Raw genomic sequence first — 14,387 nt, 5'->3', positions numbered from 1 at the left:
ATTAGCCTCTTTCATATTTCGTCCACCACAGGTAGCTGAATTTCAAAGCGGGCGCCCTCCCCCACTTCGCTCGAAACTTCAATCTGGCCACCATGGGCCTGAATAATCCTCTGGGAAATAGCCAGCCCCAGGCCGGTCCCGGTATGGCGGGTTGAGAAAAATGGATTGAAGATTTTCCCGAGAATTTCTTTAGGAATCCCGGGCCCGTTGTCTTTAAAAGTGACGGCAATGATTCCGTCCCGCAGCTGGGTGGTGACTTCCAGCAGCCCGCCCCCGGGCATCGCCTGGACCGCATTAAGCAAAAGGTTGAGGAATACCTGCTTAAACTGGTCGGCATCGCCAGAAACCAGCGGCAATTTGTGCTGGACCAGCTGAACCGAGACCTGGCTCTTTTGACACTGGACGGCTGAAAACTCGACGATTTCATTCAGAACCGCATTCAGGTCGCAGGCATTCATTTCCGTGGGAGCCGGCCTGGCGAAGCTTAGGAAGTTGGTGACGACCTGATTCAGGCGATCGACCTCCCGGATCATGATGGCGGAAAACTCGACCCGTTGCTCTTCACTGAGAGTGGAGTCCTTGACGATTTCCGCAGTACCCCGAATGGAGCCCAGGGGATTGCGGATCTCATGAGCAAGTCCTGCGGCCAGTTCACCGAGGGCGGAAAGTCTGGAGGCACGCAACAACTGCTCTTCAAATGTCAGGATCAGCTTGGCCTGTTCCTTCAGTTCCTGAAAACTCACTTCCAGGTCATGCGCCGTGGTCTCCAGAACCTGCCGCTGGCTCTTTTCTTTGCGGGCCAATCCGCCGGTAAGAACCCCGATGACATTGTAGAGGATAATTTCGAGGTACTGCTCCAACTGAGCATCGGGATGGGCGCCCCACTGCAGGACGACATGCGGAGCATAGACGATCGACACCACAATAGCCGTGGCCAGACCGCCCCGCAACTGGAACCAGATGCCGCCGAGAATGATCGGCAGATAATAGAGCCGGCGAAAGATGTCATGGTAATGGTGGAACTGGATGCCGGTCAGATAATGGCCAAGGGTAATGGCAGCAATGACCGCCGCGAGAATGATGACGCGCGGCTGGAAGACGGTTCCGAGAGTGATTGGGCCCGATCCTGGAGTGATATCCCGCGACGATGGCATGCTCCGGGCGCTCATCGACCTGTTGCCTCCCCACAACCGGGGCAATAGTGCCATTCGCCGGCCAGAGCGGTACCACAACGGCAATGGTCGCCCTTGACCTCCCTGGCCCGGCGGCGCCGCATGATCAACCAGACGCTTAACAGGATCAGGTTCAGGACCAACAGCAGGTATCCGGGTAGGCCCAGGGTCAGCAGCGAACGCAGCGTGCAGTAACCGCAGCTGTACGACCAGAGGTTGTAACCCAGGACGCCGAGCATGACCGCGCCGCCGCCGAGCAGGATGAGAACAGATCGAATCGTCATGGCGGATCGGCTCCGAAACTGCCTTTACGGGAGGTGCCGCAAGCCGTGCAGAAGCGATGAAATACCGGCAGTCGTTCCCCGCACCCTGGACACTGACACTGTAACAGCTCCTTGCAACGCGGGCAGATGAGCCAGTCGACCTCGGCCCGGCCACCGCACCCGGGGCAGTTGCCGTACGGTGGTTCCGCTTTCGCCGGGCGCCGTTCGATCTGCTGGACGATGGCGAGGGCGAGAAGGGCAAAGATCAGAAGAAATATCAGCAGCATGGAATTTTTACCCTACCGCAAGTCGTGGCCCGGCAAACCTGCACCGATCATCGACGATCCGACCGTCACGCAGATGAATGGTCCGGTTGAAGTAGTCGAGATTTTCCAGATTGTGGGTGACCATGACGATGGTCTGCCCGGCCTTGTTGAGCTCGGCGAACAACCCCATGATCTCGCGGCTGGTCTCCGAATCAAGGCTGCCGGTCGGTTCATCGGCCAGCAGCAGAGAAGGGCGATTGACCAGCGACCGGGCGATCGCGACCCGCTCCTGTTCACCGCCTGACAGTTGCGTTGGCAGGTGGCCGAGGCGTCCGGCCAGTCCGACCCGGGCCAAAGCTTGTTCCGCCAGACCCTGCTTTTCCCGACGGGAAAGCGATTTTACGGCCAGAGGCAGCATCACATTTTCCAGCGCGGTCAGGTAGGAGACCAGGTTGAACGACTGAAAGACAATACCGAGAAATTCCCGCCGGAAATCGGCCAGCCGCTCGCCGGGCAGACTATAGAGGTCGATGTCATCAATCCGGACCCTGCCGCTGGTGGGAGCGCTCAATCCGCCGAGCAGGGCCAGGAAGGTGCTCTTCCCCGATCCTGATGGCCCCATGACCCCGAGGAAGGTCCCCTCTTCAATAGCAAGGTCGACCCCCCCTAGGGCAATCACGCAATCGTTGCCATTGAGATAGTTTTTGTGCAGGTTGTTTATTTCGATCAGTGCCATAATTTTAGCTTCCTTCAGCAGTTATCAAAGAGCGCGCAGCGCTTCGCTCGGTTCCAGAGTGCTGGCCTGCCAGGCCGGATAGAGGGCCGCCACCCCTCCGACGACCAGCGCCAGCAGGACGGATCCGGCGGCGAGCGCCGGATCCCAGCTCGGGCCATGATGGCCGCCAAAGAAGGGGAGTGCCAGCCAGGTCACCCCGATCCCCGCCAGGTAGCCAAGGACCCCGGCCAGGAGCCCGACGACCAGCGCTTCAAAGAGAAGGATCCGGATGATATGCCAACGGCGGAAGCCGATGGCGCGGAATATCCCAATTTCCCGGGTCCGTTCGGCCACCGAGTTCATCATGGTGACAAAGACCACCAATCCTCCGATCAGGACGACTACCCCGGCAACCGCCAGGGACAACGCCCGGAACTGTTCCAGGGCGTGCATCCGCGAACGCACCACCTGCTGGATCGCCCGCACCTCAATCCCGGGCAGCACGGCTCCGAGCTGTCCCACCATATCGGTCACCGGACAATCACCACAGAGTGCCGCCACTTCGACCAGGCTCAGGCGGCCAACCTTGCCCAGCAGCTGCTGGGCGACCGGGAGCGCCACGATCAGCAGCTGATCGTCCTGAGAGCCGGTTTCGGCGAGAACGCCACTGACGATGAAATTTCTTCCTCCGACTGCAACCTCTCCGCCCGGTGCAAGACCAAGGCGTTTGGCGGCCGCACTTCCAGCGACCAGATCGTTGGCCGCATGCAGCGGTTCTCCGGTCACACTCCACCAGCGTTTCAGATTGAACTCCACGGCCGGATCGACCCCCATCAAGAGCACCTGCTCCCCTTTCACTGCGACTGCACCGAGGACCTTGGGCGCCACCGCGGCGACATTGCGATAATTGGGAATCTCCGCGATCCGGGCCAGGTCGACCTCGGCGATGTCGTGCGCTGCGACGGTAACACCGCCGAGCTCGATCCCGCCGTAGGAGAGGGACAGGCTGTCGCTGCGCGGGGTAAGCAGGATATTCGCTCCGAACTTCTCCAGCTTATGCTCGGCCTCAGCAGTCAGGGCCGCCACCAGGGACATGAGAGTCACCACGGTCGCTACGCCCAGTAATAATCCAGCGACCAGAAAGATCAGACGGCCCTTGCGCCGGCGCAGATTGTTCCAGGCAATCGTGTTGAGCTGCATTATCGATTCCCCCTAGTTTGCAGCCAGGAAGTAGCGGCTCCCGGCTTCGAGATCGGTCGCCTGAATGACCACCTGCTGGCCGCGCACTTCACGGCGCAGGGGAGCTGGGTTACAACCGCCCTGGACTTCATTGACCAAATCGGTGCGGAACTGCTGATTGCAATTGTTGCAGACCATAAAGTCCCCCTCCTGGCGATACCCCTTGCGGGACTTGTAGCAGACATCGCAGCTGTCGAAGGCAGCGTGGATCACCCCGTCGCGGCTCTGCACCAGGAAGAAAGCGATCTCGCCACCTGCTCCGGCGTAGCGGAAGAAGTGGGCCTCCCCCCCGGTTAATGACCCCACCGGAAGAATGACCTGCCCCCCTTTGGCACCAACCAGTCGCGAATGACCGACCCCCATTGGCAGCAACGCCCAGGCGACGGCAATGCCGACAAGAATTATGAGTGTCATGGCGATCAATAGGGGGCGTTTGTTTTTGCGGGGTTGCTGGAATTGGGCTTTCTTTTGTTGACGTCCGTCCATGGGTGGCTCCATAGCTAGGGGGCTGAAGATCTGCTTGGCTGATCCGGATTTTCAGGATTTTTGGTTACAGCACGACCCACCGCAACCGCTTGCGCGTCTGGTGGCATCCATTGCCAGGGAAGGATCAAAGATCGTTACCGGAGTGGCGTCGACCAGGGTGGAATACCAGCGCTCAAAAAAGACCGACTTTTCGTCTGCGTTTAAACCGGTCGGCAGGATATTCTCCCGCAGGTTCTTTTCAATAATCATTTCGTTCTTTACCTGGTGCCGCAGGTTCTCCAGGGTACCGAAACGTTCCGTTACCAGCTTGGCAAAGTCTGGATGGGACTTCCGGATACTATTTAACCGGAGGTCGACCTCACCGTCCTGGACAACCACTTTTTGGATCTCGGCAGCGTTAAGCAACAACTCCCGCTGTAAAAGATCCTGCCACACAGCCTGTTGCAGGGCGGGACCCGCAGTTTGCTCCTTGCCTGCAATGGTCTTACTGCGCAGTGCTAAAGTGGTCTCAAATTCGGCGCGAGAAAGAAAGCGGTTGCCGATCTGGGCGACGTACTTCCCGGCAAGGTCCTGGTGCCGGTTGCGCAAAGCTGCGTATTCGGATACCGAAAGGCGGGCGGCAACCCGACTGGGATAGCCGGCCGCCGAGATGCGCCGGGCAATAATCTCCGCATCGACTTGCTGTGGATCAAATTCGACCCGGCCGCTCCCCCTGGTAACATTGACTTCGATCAGGCCGAGCCCAGGCAGATCAGCCAAGGCCTCGCGCACATTCTCGACACAGGATCCACACGTCAGTTTATCGATGCCGAGTTCAACCAATGCTGCCTGGTCACTCTGCAACTTTTGCGGCCAAAAAAGGCCGACACCTAAGGCCAGGGCAATCACTGCCGTCAGGCCAACCAGGACAATCCATTTCTTCATCATGTAATCTCCCAAGGAAAAATTGAGCCTTTTCGCGTCATGCTCAGGACAACGGGACTCTGCCGTTCAGGAGGCAGCTCAACCATATACACCCTTCGTGCCAGTCGTGAATAACCTTGTAAGTACTTAATTTTCTGATTTTTTTGCAAATCACAAAAAATTTCCGCCGCTCACTCATCGCGCAACGTGAGGAATATTCCGAACCTCCCTGTAGAATTTTCTACAGGTTATGGTCAGCTACCGCCCAGCTTCAATATTCCGTTGCTACCCGCCCGGTTTTCTTTCCCCCGCGATGCAACATAGGTCATGCTAGACTTAAAACCAGAAATTCGAACGACAGGAGGTCCGGATGCCCAATTTGGAACGATGGAAAAACCGCCTCATTGCCAAACTGATCACCCGTTTTCCGCGCCTGGCCGCCCCGTTGCTCGCGGCGCATCTGCCCCAGGAAACGGCGGGCCAGATCCCCTGGACGCCCATCACCAAACCCCTCGGAAACTGTCGTGTTGCGGTCGTCACCACATCAGGCGTCCATCACCGCAGGCAACGCCCTTTCAACATGCTCGATCAGGAGGGCGACCCCTCGCTGCGGGTTCTGGATGGCGCAACCATTTTCGATGACTTCACCATCAGCCACGACTACTACGATCACACCGACGCGGAAAAGGACCTGAACATCGTCCTCCCCCTGCAGCGCTTGCGGGAGTTGGCGCAGGAGGGGATCATCGGGAGCGTCGCCAACGACCACTTCAGCTTCATGGGCCATATCGTCGGCCCCCACCTCGAAACCCTGAAGGAGCGCACGGCCCCGCAGCTGGCGGCCTTGCTGCGGGCCGCAGAGGTCGATCTGGTCCTGCTGACACCGGCCTGAGGCCTCTGCAATCAGTCCGTGGGACTGATCCAGAGGGTGATCGAAGCCGCCGGCATCCCGACCATCGGCATCTCCATCGTGCGCAGCTACAGCGAGAAAATCCAGCCGCCTCGCACCATCTTCCTGCGCTGGCCCTTTGGCCATCCCCTCGGTGAACCGGGAGCGGTGCGCCAGCAGCGGGCGGTGTTGTTCGAAGCCTTCAAGGCCCTCTACTCGATCACCACCCCCGGCGCGATCATCGATCTCCCCTTTGCCTGGCGCCGCTTCGACTACGCCGATTACCGGGAACCAGCCCCCTTTCCCCTCCCCAAACCGATCCAGCCCGCTTCTGGCGCTACGCCCTCGCCTCCCGCGCCGGAATAACCCAGGACAAGGCCAGGGGCTCCCTTCGGCCACCCGATTGGGCCATGGCCGAAGTGCGGTGGTGTTGAAGTGCGGTGGCTGCAAAGATTTAACGGCCTCGGTATACTGGGTAGCATGAAAAGAGTTCACCTGCTAAGGCTCTTCGCATGCCTCACCCTTCTCTGGTTTCCCGCTACCAGTGTTGCAACCGCTGCGGCAAACCTGGTCCGCCATGACCTGACTATTCACCTCAACTCCGAAAATGGAACACTGCAGGGTGTTGACCACATTACCCTGCCGGCCCCGCCCGACCGCTTCCTGAAATTTCAACTTTCTCCATTGGTCAGCGTTGATGCTGTCGAAGTAGCTGGAGCACCTCTGGGCTGGAGTTTTGACAGCGGTCGACTGCAGGTCGGTCCTCTGCCGCCAAACCTTCCCGCGGACGCGACTCTCGCCATCTCCTACCACGGCACCTTTGCCGATCCGGTCCCCCAGGCCCCCCTCAACAACGAAGACCCGAGTTACGGCGTCGCGACGGCGATAACACCGCAGGGAACCTTCCTCGCCGGCGGTGCCGGCTGGTACCCTGACCTTCCTGGCGCAGCCCTGTTCCGAGTCAAGATTACGGCGCCTGCCGGCATCTCGGCGGTGACCGCCGGCCGCCTGGTTGAAAGGGGCGAAACGCCGGAGGGGTTCGTGAGCATCTGGGAAACGGACCACCCCTTGCCCGCCCTGACCCTGGCCGCCGGCAGCTGGTCTTTCAAAGCGGAAGATTACGGCAGCGTGGCGATCTACACCTTTCTCGGTCCGGCCAATGCGCACCTGGCCGACGCTTACCTGGCGGCCGCCCGGAACTGGCTGGAGCTCTACCAATCCCGTTTCGGGCCCTACCCTTTTGCCAAGTTCGCCGTCGTCGAAAACTTTTTCCCCACCGGCTACGGGTTCCCCTCCTGGACCCTGCTCGGCAGCAGCGTCGTCCCCCTCCCCTTCATCGTCACCACCAGCCTCGGCCATGAAATTGCCCATTCCTGGTGGGGGACCGGGGTACGCCCCGACAACAGCCAGGGGAACTGGTCGGAGGGGCTGGCCACCTACGTCGCCGACTACCTGTTCAAGGAACTCGAATCGACCCAGGCTGCCAGCGACTACCGCCGTAAACTGCTGCGCGACTACGCCACTCTGGTCCCGGCTGCCAGGGACTATCCGTTGAGCCATTTCAGCGCGCGCAGGAGCAAACTCGATCAGGCGATCGGCTACGGCAAGAGCGCCATGGTCTTTCACATGGCCCGCCACTTGGTGGGTGAGGACGCGTTCTGGGGAGGTTTGCGGAAGGTTGCCAGGGAGAGGATGTTCCGCCAGGCGAGCTGGAACGATTTCGCTGCGGCCTGGGATCCGAAAGGGAAGCTGCAGCTGGCCGAATTTATTCGGCAATGGGTCGACCGGGCCGGCGCCCCGCAGCTGCGGTTGGCCGATGTCAAACAGGTCCGCCAGGGCCAGGAGTGGATCGTCAGCGGCCAGCTGATCCAGCAGGGTCAGCCCTACCGGCTGCAGCTCCCCCTGCTCCTTGAGACCGAAGCCGGCCCGCTGACCCGGAGCCTGGCCGCCAGCGGGGAGGTCACCCCGTTTTTGCTGCGCAGTCCGTCACAACCGCGGCGCCTGCTTATCGATCCGGAGGCGGATTTTTTCCGCCGCCTTGACCCAAGCGAGGTGCCGGCAACAGTCAACAGCCTGCGCGAAGGCCGGGATTTGGTTGTCATCCTCGCGGACGACGTGGATCGCCTGGTCGGTGAGGCCGCCGCGGACCTGCTCACGGGACTTGGCCGCGAGGCGACCTGGTATCGGGAGAAGCAAGCCCTGGCCGCTGACCTCTCCAGGTCTGACCTGCTCCTGGTTGGCTGGCCGCGCTCGCCGGCTTTGCGACCGCAGTTGCCCGGGGAACTCACCATTAATCCGGAGGGTTTCATCCTCAGGGGGGAGTTCTACCCAGATCCTTCTGCCGTGCTCTTCGCGGTCTTTCCCCGCGAAAGAACCCCTGCCCTGCAATGCGGCCTTTTCCTGCCGCTGTCGCCTGCGGGAGCAAAAATCGCCGCCCGCAAGATTCCTCATTACGGCACCTTCAGCTACCTCGCCTTCAGCGAGGGGAACAATCGTTTGAAAGGGGTGTGGCCGGTCACGAGCTCCCCCCTGACTCATCAATTCATCCCTACCAGCCAAGAGGCCGGAAAGCCATGACGATATCCAGACTGAAACACCTTCTATGCATAACGAGTTTGGCCATGCTGCTCTCCCCGCTCCAGGCCGGCGCCCACACCTGGGATGTTAACCAGGGTCAATTCACGACCTTTCCCCGGATGCTGGCCGACCTGGCGAACGCGCGGCTGGTTTTTATCGGCGAGCTGCACGACAACCGCGGCCACCACCAGGCCCAGCTGCAGATTATCCGCGGCCTGCAGCAGGCTGGAATTCCGGTCGCCATCGGCCTGGAAATGTTTCGCAGCAACAGCCAGGAGGCTCTGGACCGATGGACTGCGGGTGGAATGAAGGAAGACCGTTTCCGGGAAGTCTTTGAGGAGAACTGGAGCCTCTGGCCGGTCTACCGGGATATTTTTCAGTATGCCCGGCAGGAAACCATCCCCATGATCGGCCTGAATATCCCACGGGAGATTTCCCGCCAGGTATCCCAGGCAGGATTTTTCTCCCTCAGCCCGAGCCAGCGCGGCAGCATTCCCCTGGTACGCTGCGATGTCGATGAGGCCTACCAGAACTACATGCGCCGGGTCCTCGGCAGCCATGCCCACCAGGGAGTAGCTTTCAAGAATTTCTGTGAGGCGCAGATGGTTTGGGACGCCGTCATGGCAAAACGCCTGATCGAATACCTCGACCAGCATCCGCAGCGGCTGGTGGTCGTCCTCGCCGGGAGTGGTCACGCCTGGAAATTCGGCATCCCCGAACAGGTCCGCCGCCACCTGGACATCCCGATGCGAATCGTCCTGCCGGAAATTCCCGGGCGGATTGAGAAGGGGGATGCGGCGCCCAGTGAGGCCGACTATCTGCTGCTGGGGCCGGAGGAAGGTCCTTTGCACTGACAATAAGAGCGGGAGCCTGGCCGGCTCCCGCTCTTATTTGGCGCGAATTATCCTTGGAACGGGATGCTATAACGGCCTGCTTCAGGGTTCCAGCAGCAGCTCGGAGGTCTGGCCATCGTGGGACAAAACCACCCGGTCGGTCAGGATTTCGACCACGGTAGCGCCGGAGATCACGGTCCCGACCATGACTGGCAGGTCGTCAATGATTGCCATCCGGGAAGACGCATCGCTCTGCCAGACGATTCCGGTCAGCTTCAGGCCGGCAAATTGCCGCAACTGGTTTCTGGCCTCCTTGTGAACCGGTGAAGTGGAAGAGCGGGTCTTGTTGGGGGAGGCGGCAGGCGGCTGCGCTGCGGGGGCGGCAGGTGTCCTGGCAAAATCTTTCTGGGTCCTGGCCACCGACGGTTCTTCCAGCGCGGCAGGGGGAGGGTCCACCGGGGGAGCAGGTTGCGCAACCAGCGGCGTTGCTTCGGGGCTGACGGCCACCGGTTGCGGCGGCGTCTCGACGATGGTCCCACCGGCAAGCGACTCCCGCTGCTCCCCGTCCGGCATCATCAACACCCAGCTACCCGCAATTAGAATGACCAGCAGTAAAATAACCGACAGGATGGTCAGCGGCGAACCGCTCCGGCGTCGCGGAACGCCACGGTGAATATCCAAAGCGAGGTCGACCGTTCGCTCGCCGCGCAGGACCTTTTCCTGTTCGAGTTTTTTCAACGCCTTGAGGATTGAACTCACGGCAGATCTCCAGACCGGGAAGGCAGGGTTTGGGCCTGCAGGGGGATGAACGCAAGGCCGCCAGCCGCGGCCAGTACCTGCTGCCCTTTTTCCCTCGTCCCCAGGTTCTCCAACGTGGTCTGCAACAGCTCTGCGGCTCCATCGTAAAGGCCGCGACGGGCAACCAGCAGACAGGAAGAAGTCTCCTGTGCCCCTTGACTGCGACACCCGACCAGGGGCTGCAACGGCAAGTGGTTTATCCGGCTCGGTATCTCGTGGCGAAAGAGGGCCAGGTCGATCTGGCGATAGCGATAGATCCCCTCGTAAAGTGCCGACTCATTGTTAAAAGATTCAACCTTTACCGGCTGGCCGAGCAACTGGCCGAGGTAATCGCCGAGCAGGACCGCCTGTGCGGGAGTTTCCAGCGGTCCGCTCGCAGCCGGTACAAACCCAAAGCGGAGCGGCCCGGTCAGTTGCGTAAGCGCCGTGGGTGATACCGTTTTCCTGGCAGCAGCATCTGCCGGTTTATCGGCCTTGCCGTTGTCATACTGGGCCCTGGCCATGGAGACCGGGACTGTCTTGTGGGCTAATTCGTCCCCCCGCCCCTTGCCATGCACCAGTGGAAAGCCGGAGTCAACGCCCCCCCGGGCTGGAAGTGGCAAGGTAGCGGTAGGAGCTGCGGCAGGCAGCTCATCCTCCTCCTTTACTTGAATCGGGGCGCCTGGGAGGAGTACGGAGGCTGATTTAAAACCGGCAGCGGGAGGGGCGGCCATCGTCTCGTCCAGGCCAGCAGCCGGGACCGAGGAGGCACTTGCCGAAATTGTTCGCGATTCCGATATGGCCGGCCGCAGGTCCCGGCCTGCTCCGGGGAGGAGAATATCCCAGGCGAAGAGGATTCCGGCCAAAAGAAGCAAAGCGCCGCCGCTGATCGCCAGTAACGGCCACCAGCGACGGTCGCGGGATTGCCGACGCAACTCGCCGATGGCGCGCTTGACCTCGGCGGTGGAGACCTGCCGCCGATCCTCGCTGTAGGCCACGAGCAATGCGCGGTCACAAAGGATATTGATCAGGCGTGGCAGGCCGCCGGAGAACCGGTAGATTCTGCGAAGGGCGCCCGGCGAAAAAAGCTCCCGGTCGCGAACCCCGGCCAGCTCCAGCCGGTGCCGAATATAGGCGCGGGTATCCTCAGCATCGATAGGCCGGAGGTGGTAGCGAACGACAATCCGCTGATTGAGCTGGCGCAGGTCGGGACGATCGAGCAGGATGCCCAATTCGGGTTGTCCGACCAGGACAATCTGGATCAGCTTGTCCCCCTCGGTCTCCAGGTTGGAAAGAAGCCGGACCTGTTCCAGAACCTGGGGGGTGAGATTTTGCGCCTCGTCGATCACCAGGACGACGGTCCGGCCGGCCTGGTTTTCCCGCAGCAGATAATCGTTGAGAGCGTCGAGGATTTCTCCGGTACTGAAACCGGTGACCTCGATGTGAAATTCCCGACAGACGGCGCGCAGCAGTTCACCGGCGGAAAGACTGGGGTTGAAGATGAAAGCGAGGCGGTAATCATCCCCCTCGAGCTGTTCAAAAAGGGTCCGCAGCACGGTCGTTTTTCCGGCGCCGACCTCACCGGTCACCTCGATGAAACCGCTGTGGTTGCGAATACCGTAAAGGAGATGGGCAAAGACCTCCTTGTGGTTTTTGCTGAGAAAGATAAAACGCGGATTGGGGGTGATGGTAAAAGGCTTTTCCGTCAGCCCGAAAAATTCGAGGTACATAGCTTCCAACCTTGTAGGTGCTTGTTTTTCATCGGCAACCGCAATGGCCAATTCTTCATATCCGGCTCGGCCTCGCAACCGAAAAAAGAAGTGGTGACGACCTCGATGGTATCAGCATCATAGTCCCGGGAATCTTTCCCACCGCATTCCCCGCAGGGGAAATGCCCGGTTTTGGTTTACTCCGACGAAGTACCGACTGGCCAGTCGACGCCAAACTGATTGCGATGCAGTTTGCCCCATTCCAGCGATTCGCGGGCATGCCCACTCTTCGATTCAGCAGGATAGCCAATCCCGACGATGGCGAGGACCCGAAGGCGCTCCGGCAGGCCGAGCAGAGGGCGCAGATAATCTTCGGCGGTGCGCCCATCGCGGTGGAGCCGCAGACGAATCTGAGCCCAACAACTGGCGAGTCCAAGGGACTCGGCAGTCAGTTGGAGGATGATGGTGGCAATGGCACAATCCTCGATCCAGACGTCGCTGCGCTCGGGGTCGCCACACAGGACCACCGCCAGCGGAGCACCATCGAGAAAGGCGGAACCATGCGCTTTGGCGCGTGCCAGCGCCTGCAACTTTTCCGCATCGTCGACGACGACAAATTCCCAGGGGTTGCGTCCCCGGGAGGAGGGGGCCCGCAACAGAGACTCAGCCAGGAGTTGCACCTTTTCGGCTTCAACAGGGCGCGGTTGAAACTGGCGGATACTGCGGCGACTTTGGAGCAGGGACAAAAGCATGAAACCCTCCATTAACGGGCTTTGCGGACCTGGATTTCCAACCACCAAGGTATATCGAAGGAAGCCGGTTACTGGTTACCGCAGTTCTGCTCTTCGGCTGCAAGTAATTTCCGAAGTTTGATTAACTTGCGGTCTACAGCTGATTCCACCAGATCGTTGCCGAGCATCCAGGAAAGCTGGCCCACCATGAGGGTCACATCAGCGAGTTCCTCGGCCAACTGGGTGGTATCAATCCGGCGCCGCTTGTAGTGTTTCAGGGCAGCGATCAATTCGGCACACTCTTCCACCGCCTGGTCGTACTGGGCTTCCTCGCCCCAGGTGGCAAGGGTGGCGCGGAATAGAGTTTCGAGTTCGTGGCGGGTAACGCAGGCAAGCGAATCTTCAGTATTCGACAGGGCGCCCCCTTCCCTCCCCGGTTCATCCTTCATCGCGGTCTTTTTCGCTTTCATCGTACTCCGGCTGTCATTCAGCGAGAAACCTGGACTTTACAAGCGCCGATACCGCCTTGAACTCCGGAACGTCGGCTGCCTGCAAGAGTTGAAAGACGGCGGTCTCGGCGGTCGTAATGACAGCCCCGGCCTGGCGGGCAAGTTCCAGCGCATTGCGGTAATCGCCCTTCCCTCTGGAGATGATAGCGTCCCTGACCAGATGGACATCAAACCCACTCGCGAGCAGTCCGAGGACCGTCTGGTAGACACAGACATGGGCCTCCATGCCAACGACGATAATCTGCGAGCAGCCGAGCTCCTGCAAGCGCTGATTAAAAGTTGTCTCACCACAGCATCCGAAGCTGACCTTCTCAATCGCAGGCCTTCCGCCGGCTCCGGCAAGCTCAGCAACGGTATGACCCAGCCCCCGGGGATATTGTTCCGTCACGGTCACCGGGACCTTCAGCAGGTCACAGCAAGCGACAAGAAATGCGATACTTTTCAGGGTTTCCCGATAAACCTTCTCCGGCATGCTCGGAACCAGCCGCTGCTGGACGTCAATTACCACGAGGCCAACGCGGCTTCTGTCGAGCTGAAACCGTGCAAGGGGATTGGTCATCTTTATCTTCCTTTCAGAAGCTGGATTTGCCCCCATCGGCAGGAACGAAAGCGAAGGCGGCTTGAACGCATTATGCGGGAGGAGAGCGCCGGATTGCAAATCATGAATTGCCCGGGCAGAGGGAATCGGCCTGGAGGGGAAATCGTAAGGCGAGAGGAAAAGGGGTCAGCGCCATCAGGAGAAGGGAAAACTATAGACATGTTTGCATAGAAAACAATGCAAAAATTGCACGGAAAGGGTCATTCAAGGGTGGGATATCACCCCGGTGGCGCAGGGAAGTGCCAAATCAGGCTTCTGTTTCCAGCTCGCCGCCAGCCTCGATTTCACAGGGCAGACTCGTCTCCATGCAGATCCCTTTGAGCAGGTCAAAAGAGAGACATAACCCGGCAACAATCTCCTTTTCCTGCCGCTTGCAGCTCTCAAAACCGGAACTCGCCTCTTCCATATCGGCATCTCCTTTTTTGTCATTGGGCGGCAACAGTTCCCCGGTACTTTTCCGAACCGGATTTCCAACCTGGGGAGCAAATGCCGTACCAAAGATCCGGCGCCATTGTTTGGCTCGGCTTTTTGTCCACCCACTGGCGCCTGCCCGGGAAAAGGAAGTAGCACTGGAAAAGTCGTTTCATTTTCAGTCCTATCCTGTTTCAAATAAATAAATTTCTTAAGAACCTGTTTTAAAGTTAATTTTTTCTATAATTTTTTTGATGGTTCTTCGACGTAACTATTTGAAATTGGCTATTGACAGGAATAAAACGTCGT

17 protein-coding genes are annotated in these 14,387 nt (G+C 59.7%); 4 read left to right on the top strand and 13 right to left on the bottom strand.

Translation table 11 applies throughout. The features are described 5' to 3' along the window. Positions 1–11: 11 nt before the first annotated feature. The 7 genes from DBW_RS09230 to DBW_RS09200 form a co-directional block, all read right to left on the bottom strand. Positions 12–1,169: a two-component system sensor histidine kinase NtrB gene (locus tag DBW_RS09230; RefSeq protein ID WP_231875312.1), complete on the bottom strand. Its 1,158-nt coding sequence runs from the start codon at positions 1,167–1,169 to the stop codon at positions 12–14. Next, a complete protein-coding gene (locus DBW_RS09225) occupies positions 1,166–1,456 on the bottom strand; it encodes a hypothetical protein (protein ID WP_066727122.1) in 291 nt (96 codons plus the stop codon). Before DBW_RS09225 ends, DBW_RS09230 begins: the two co-directional genes overlap by 4 nt. Then, positions 1,453–1,722 carry a double zinc ribbon domain-containing protein gene (locus tag DBW_RS09220; protein ID WP_066727120.1) on the bottom strand — a complete coding sequence of 90 codons (270 nt, stop codon included), beginning with the start codon at positions 1,720–1,722 and terminating at the stop codon, positions 1,453–1,455. The genes DBW_RS09225 and DBW_RS09220 overlap by 4 nt, the downstream gene beginning before the upstream one ends. A gap of 7 nt (positions 1,723–1,729) precedes the next feature. Beyond that, complete coding sequence (locus DBW_RS09215) at positions 1,730–2,437, bottom strand: ABC transporter ATP-binding protein (RefSeq protein ID WP_066727118.1); 708 nt, start codon at positions 2,435–2,437, stop codon at positions 1,730–1,732. A 24-nt stretch (positions 2,438–2,461) separates the two neighbouring features. Continuing rightward, positions 2,462–3,616: an ABC transporter permease gene (locus tag DBW_RS09210; protein ID WP_066727116.1), complete on the bottom strand. Its 1,155-nt coding sequence runs from the start codon at positions 3,614–3,616 to the stop codon at positions 2,462–2,464. A gap of 12 nt (positions 3,617–3,628) precedes the next feature. After that, positions 3,629–4,069: a DUF2318 domain-containing protein gene (locus DBW_RS09205; RefSeq protein ID WP_231875311.1), complete on the bottom strand. Its 441-nt coding sequence runs from the start codon at positions 4,067–4,069 to the stop codon at positions 3,629–3,631. A 123-nt stretch (positions 4,070–4,192) separates the two neighbouring features. Then, positions 4,193–5,068, bottom strand: coding sequence for a cation transporter (locus DBW_RS09200; RefSeq protein WP_066727112.1), 876 nt, complete (start codon positions 5,066–5,068; stop codon positions 4,193–4,195). Positions 5,069–5,414: 346 nt separating this feature from the next. Here DBW_RS09200 and DBW_RS09195 point away from each other — a divergent pair, with 346 nt between their 5' ends. The 4 genes from DBW_RS09195 to DBW_RS09180 all read left to right on the top strand — a co-directional run bounded on the left by DBW_RS09195 (position 5,415) and on the right by DBW_RS09180 (position 9,364). Further along, positions 5,415–5,936, top strand: a complete 522-nt coding sequence (locus tag DBW_RS09195; RefSeq protein WP_066727110.1) for a glycine/sarcosine/betaine reductase selenoprotein B family protein — start codon at positions 5,415–5,417, stop codon at positions 5,934–5,936. A gap of 18 nt (positions 5,937–5,954) precedes the next feature. Then, complete coding sequence (locus tag DBW_RS09190; RefSeq protein ID WP_082820277.1) at positions 5,955–6,299, top strand: hypothetical protein; 345 nt, start codon at positions 5,955–5,957, stop codon at positions 6,297–6,299. Positions 6,300–6,413: 114 nt separating this feature from the next. Then, positions 6,414–8,510, top strand: coding sequence for a M1 family metallopeptidase (locus DBW_RS18775; RefSeq protein ID WP_066727108.1), 2,097 nt, complete (start codon positions 6,414–6,416; stop codon positions 8,508–8,510). A 44-nt stretch (positions 8,511–8,554) separates the two neighbouring features. Next, positions 8,555–9,364: a ChaN family lipoprotein gene (locus DBW_RS09180; protein ID WP_066727106.1), complete on the top strand. Its 810-nt coding sequence runs from the start codon at positions 8,555–8,557 to the stop codon at positions 9,362–9,364. A gap of 81 nt (positions 9,365–9,445) precedes the next feature. Here DBW_RS09180 and DBW_RS09175 read toward each other — a convergent pair whose 3' ends face one another. From DBW_RS09175 to DBW_RS18520, 6 genes are all read right to left on the bottom strand, one after another. After that, positions 9,446–10,102, bottom strand: a complete 657-nt coding sequence (locus DBW_RS09175) for a hypothetical protein (protein ID WP_066727104.1) — start codon at positions 10,100–10,102, stop codon at positions 9,446–9,448. After that, entirely contained in the window at positions 10,099–11,850 is a 1,752-nt protein-coding gene (locus tag DBW_RS09170; RefSeq protein WP_066727102.1) for an AAA family ATPase, read from the bottom strand. Before DBW_RS09170 ends, DBW_RS09175 begins: the two co-directional genes overlap by 4 nt. Before the next feature lie 176 nt (positions 11,851–12,026). Then, positions 12,027–12,581, bottom strand: coding sequence for a nitroreductase family protein (locus DBW_RS09165; protein WP_066727101.1), 555 nt, complete (start codon positions 12,579–12,581; stop codon positions 12,027–12,029). Positions 12,582–12,649: 68 nt separating this feature from the next. Beyond that, positions 12,650–13,030 carry a MazG nucleotide pyrophosphohydrolase domain-containing protein gene (locus DBW_RS09160; RefSeq protein WP_231875310.1) on the bottom strand — a complete coding sequence of 127 codons (381 nt, stop codon included), beginning with the start codon at positions 13,028–13,030 and terminating at the stop codon, positions 12,650–12,652. A 13-nt stretch (positions 13,031–13,043) separates the two neighbouring features. Further along, on the bottom strand, positions 13,044–13,628 hold the full coding sequence (locus DBW_RS09155) for an isochorismatase family protein (protein WP_066727099.1): 585 nt from the start codon (positions 13,626–13,628) through the stop codon (positions 13,044–13,046). A 286-nt stretch (positions 13,629–13,914) separates the two neighbouring features. Further along, positions 13,915–14,073 (bottom strand): hypothetical protein, encoded by a 159-nt coding sequence (locus DBW_RS18520; RefSeq protein WP_157471853.1) that lies wholly within the window; start codon positions 14,071–14,073, stop codon positions 13,915–13,917. Between the last annotated feature and the right edge of the window lie 314 nt (positions 14,074–14,387).

The organism is Desulfuromonas sp. DDH964 (assembly GCF_001611275.1).
In the GTDB taxonomy this organism is placed as follows: domain Bacteria; phylum Desulfobacterota; class Desulfuromonadia; order Desulfuromonadales; family DDH964; genus DDH964.
Note: the sequence above shows the minus strand (reverse complement) of the source record. Positions and strands in the feature narration are given on the sequence as shown.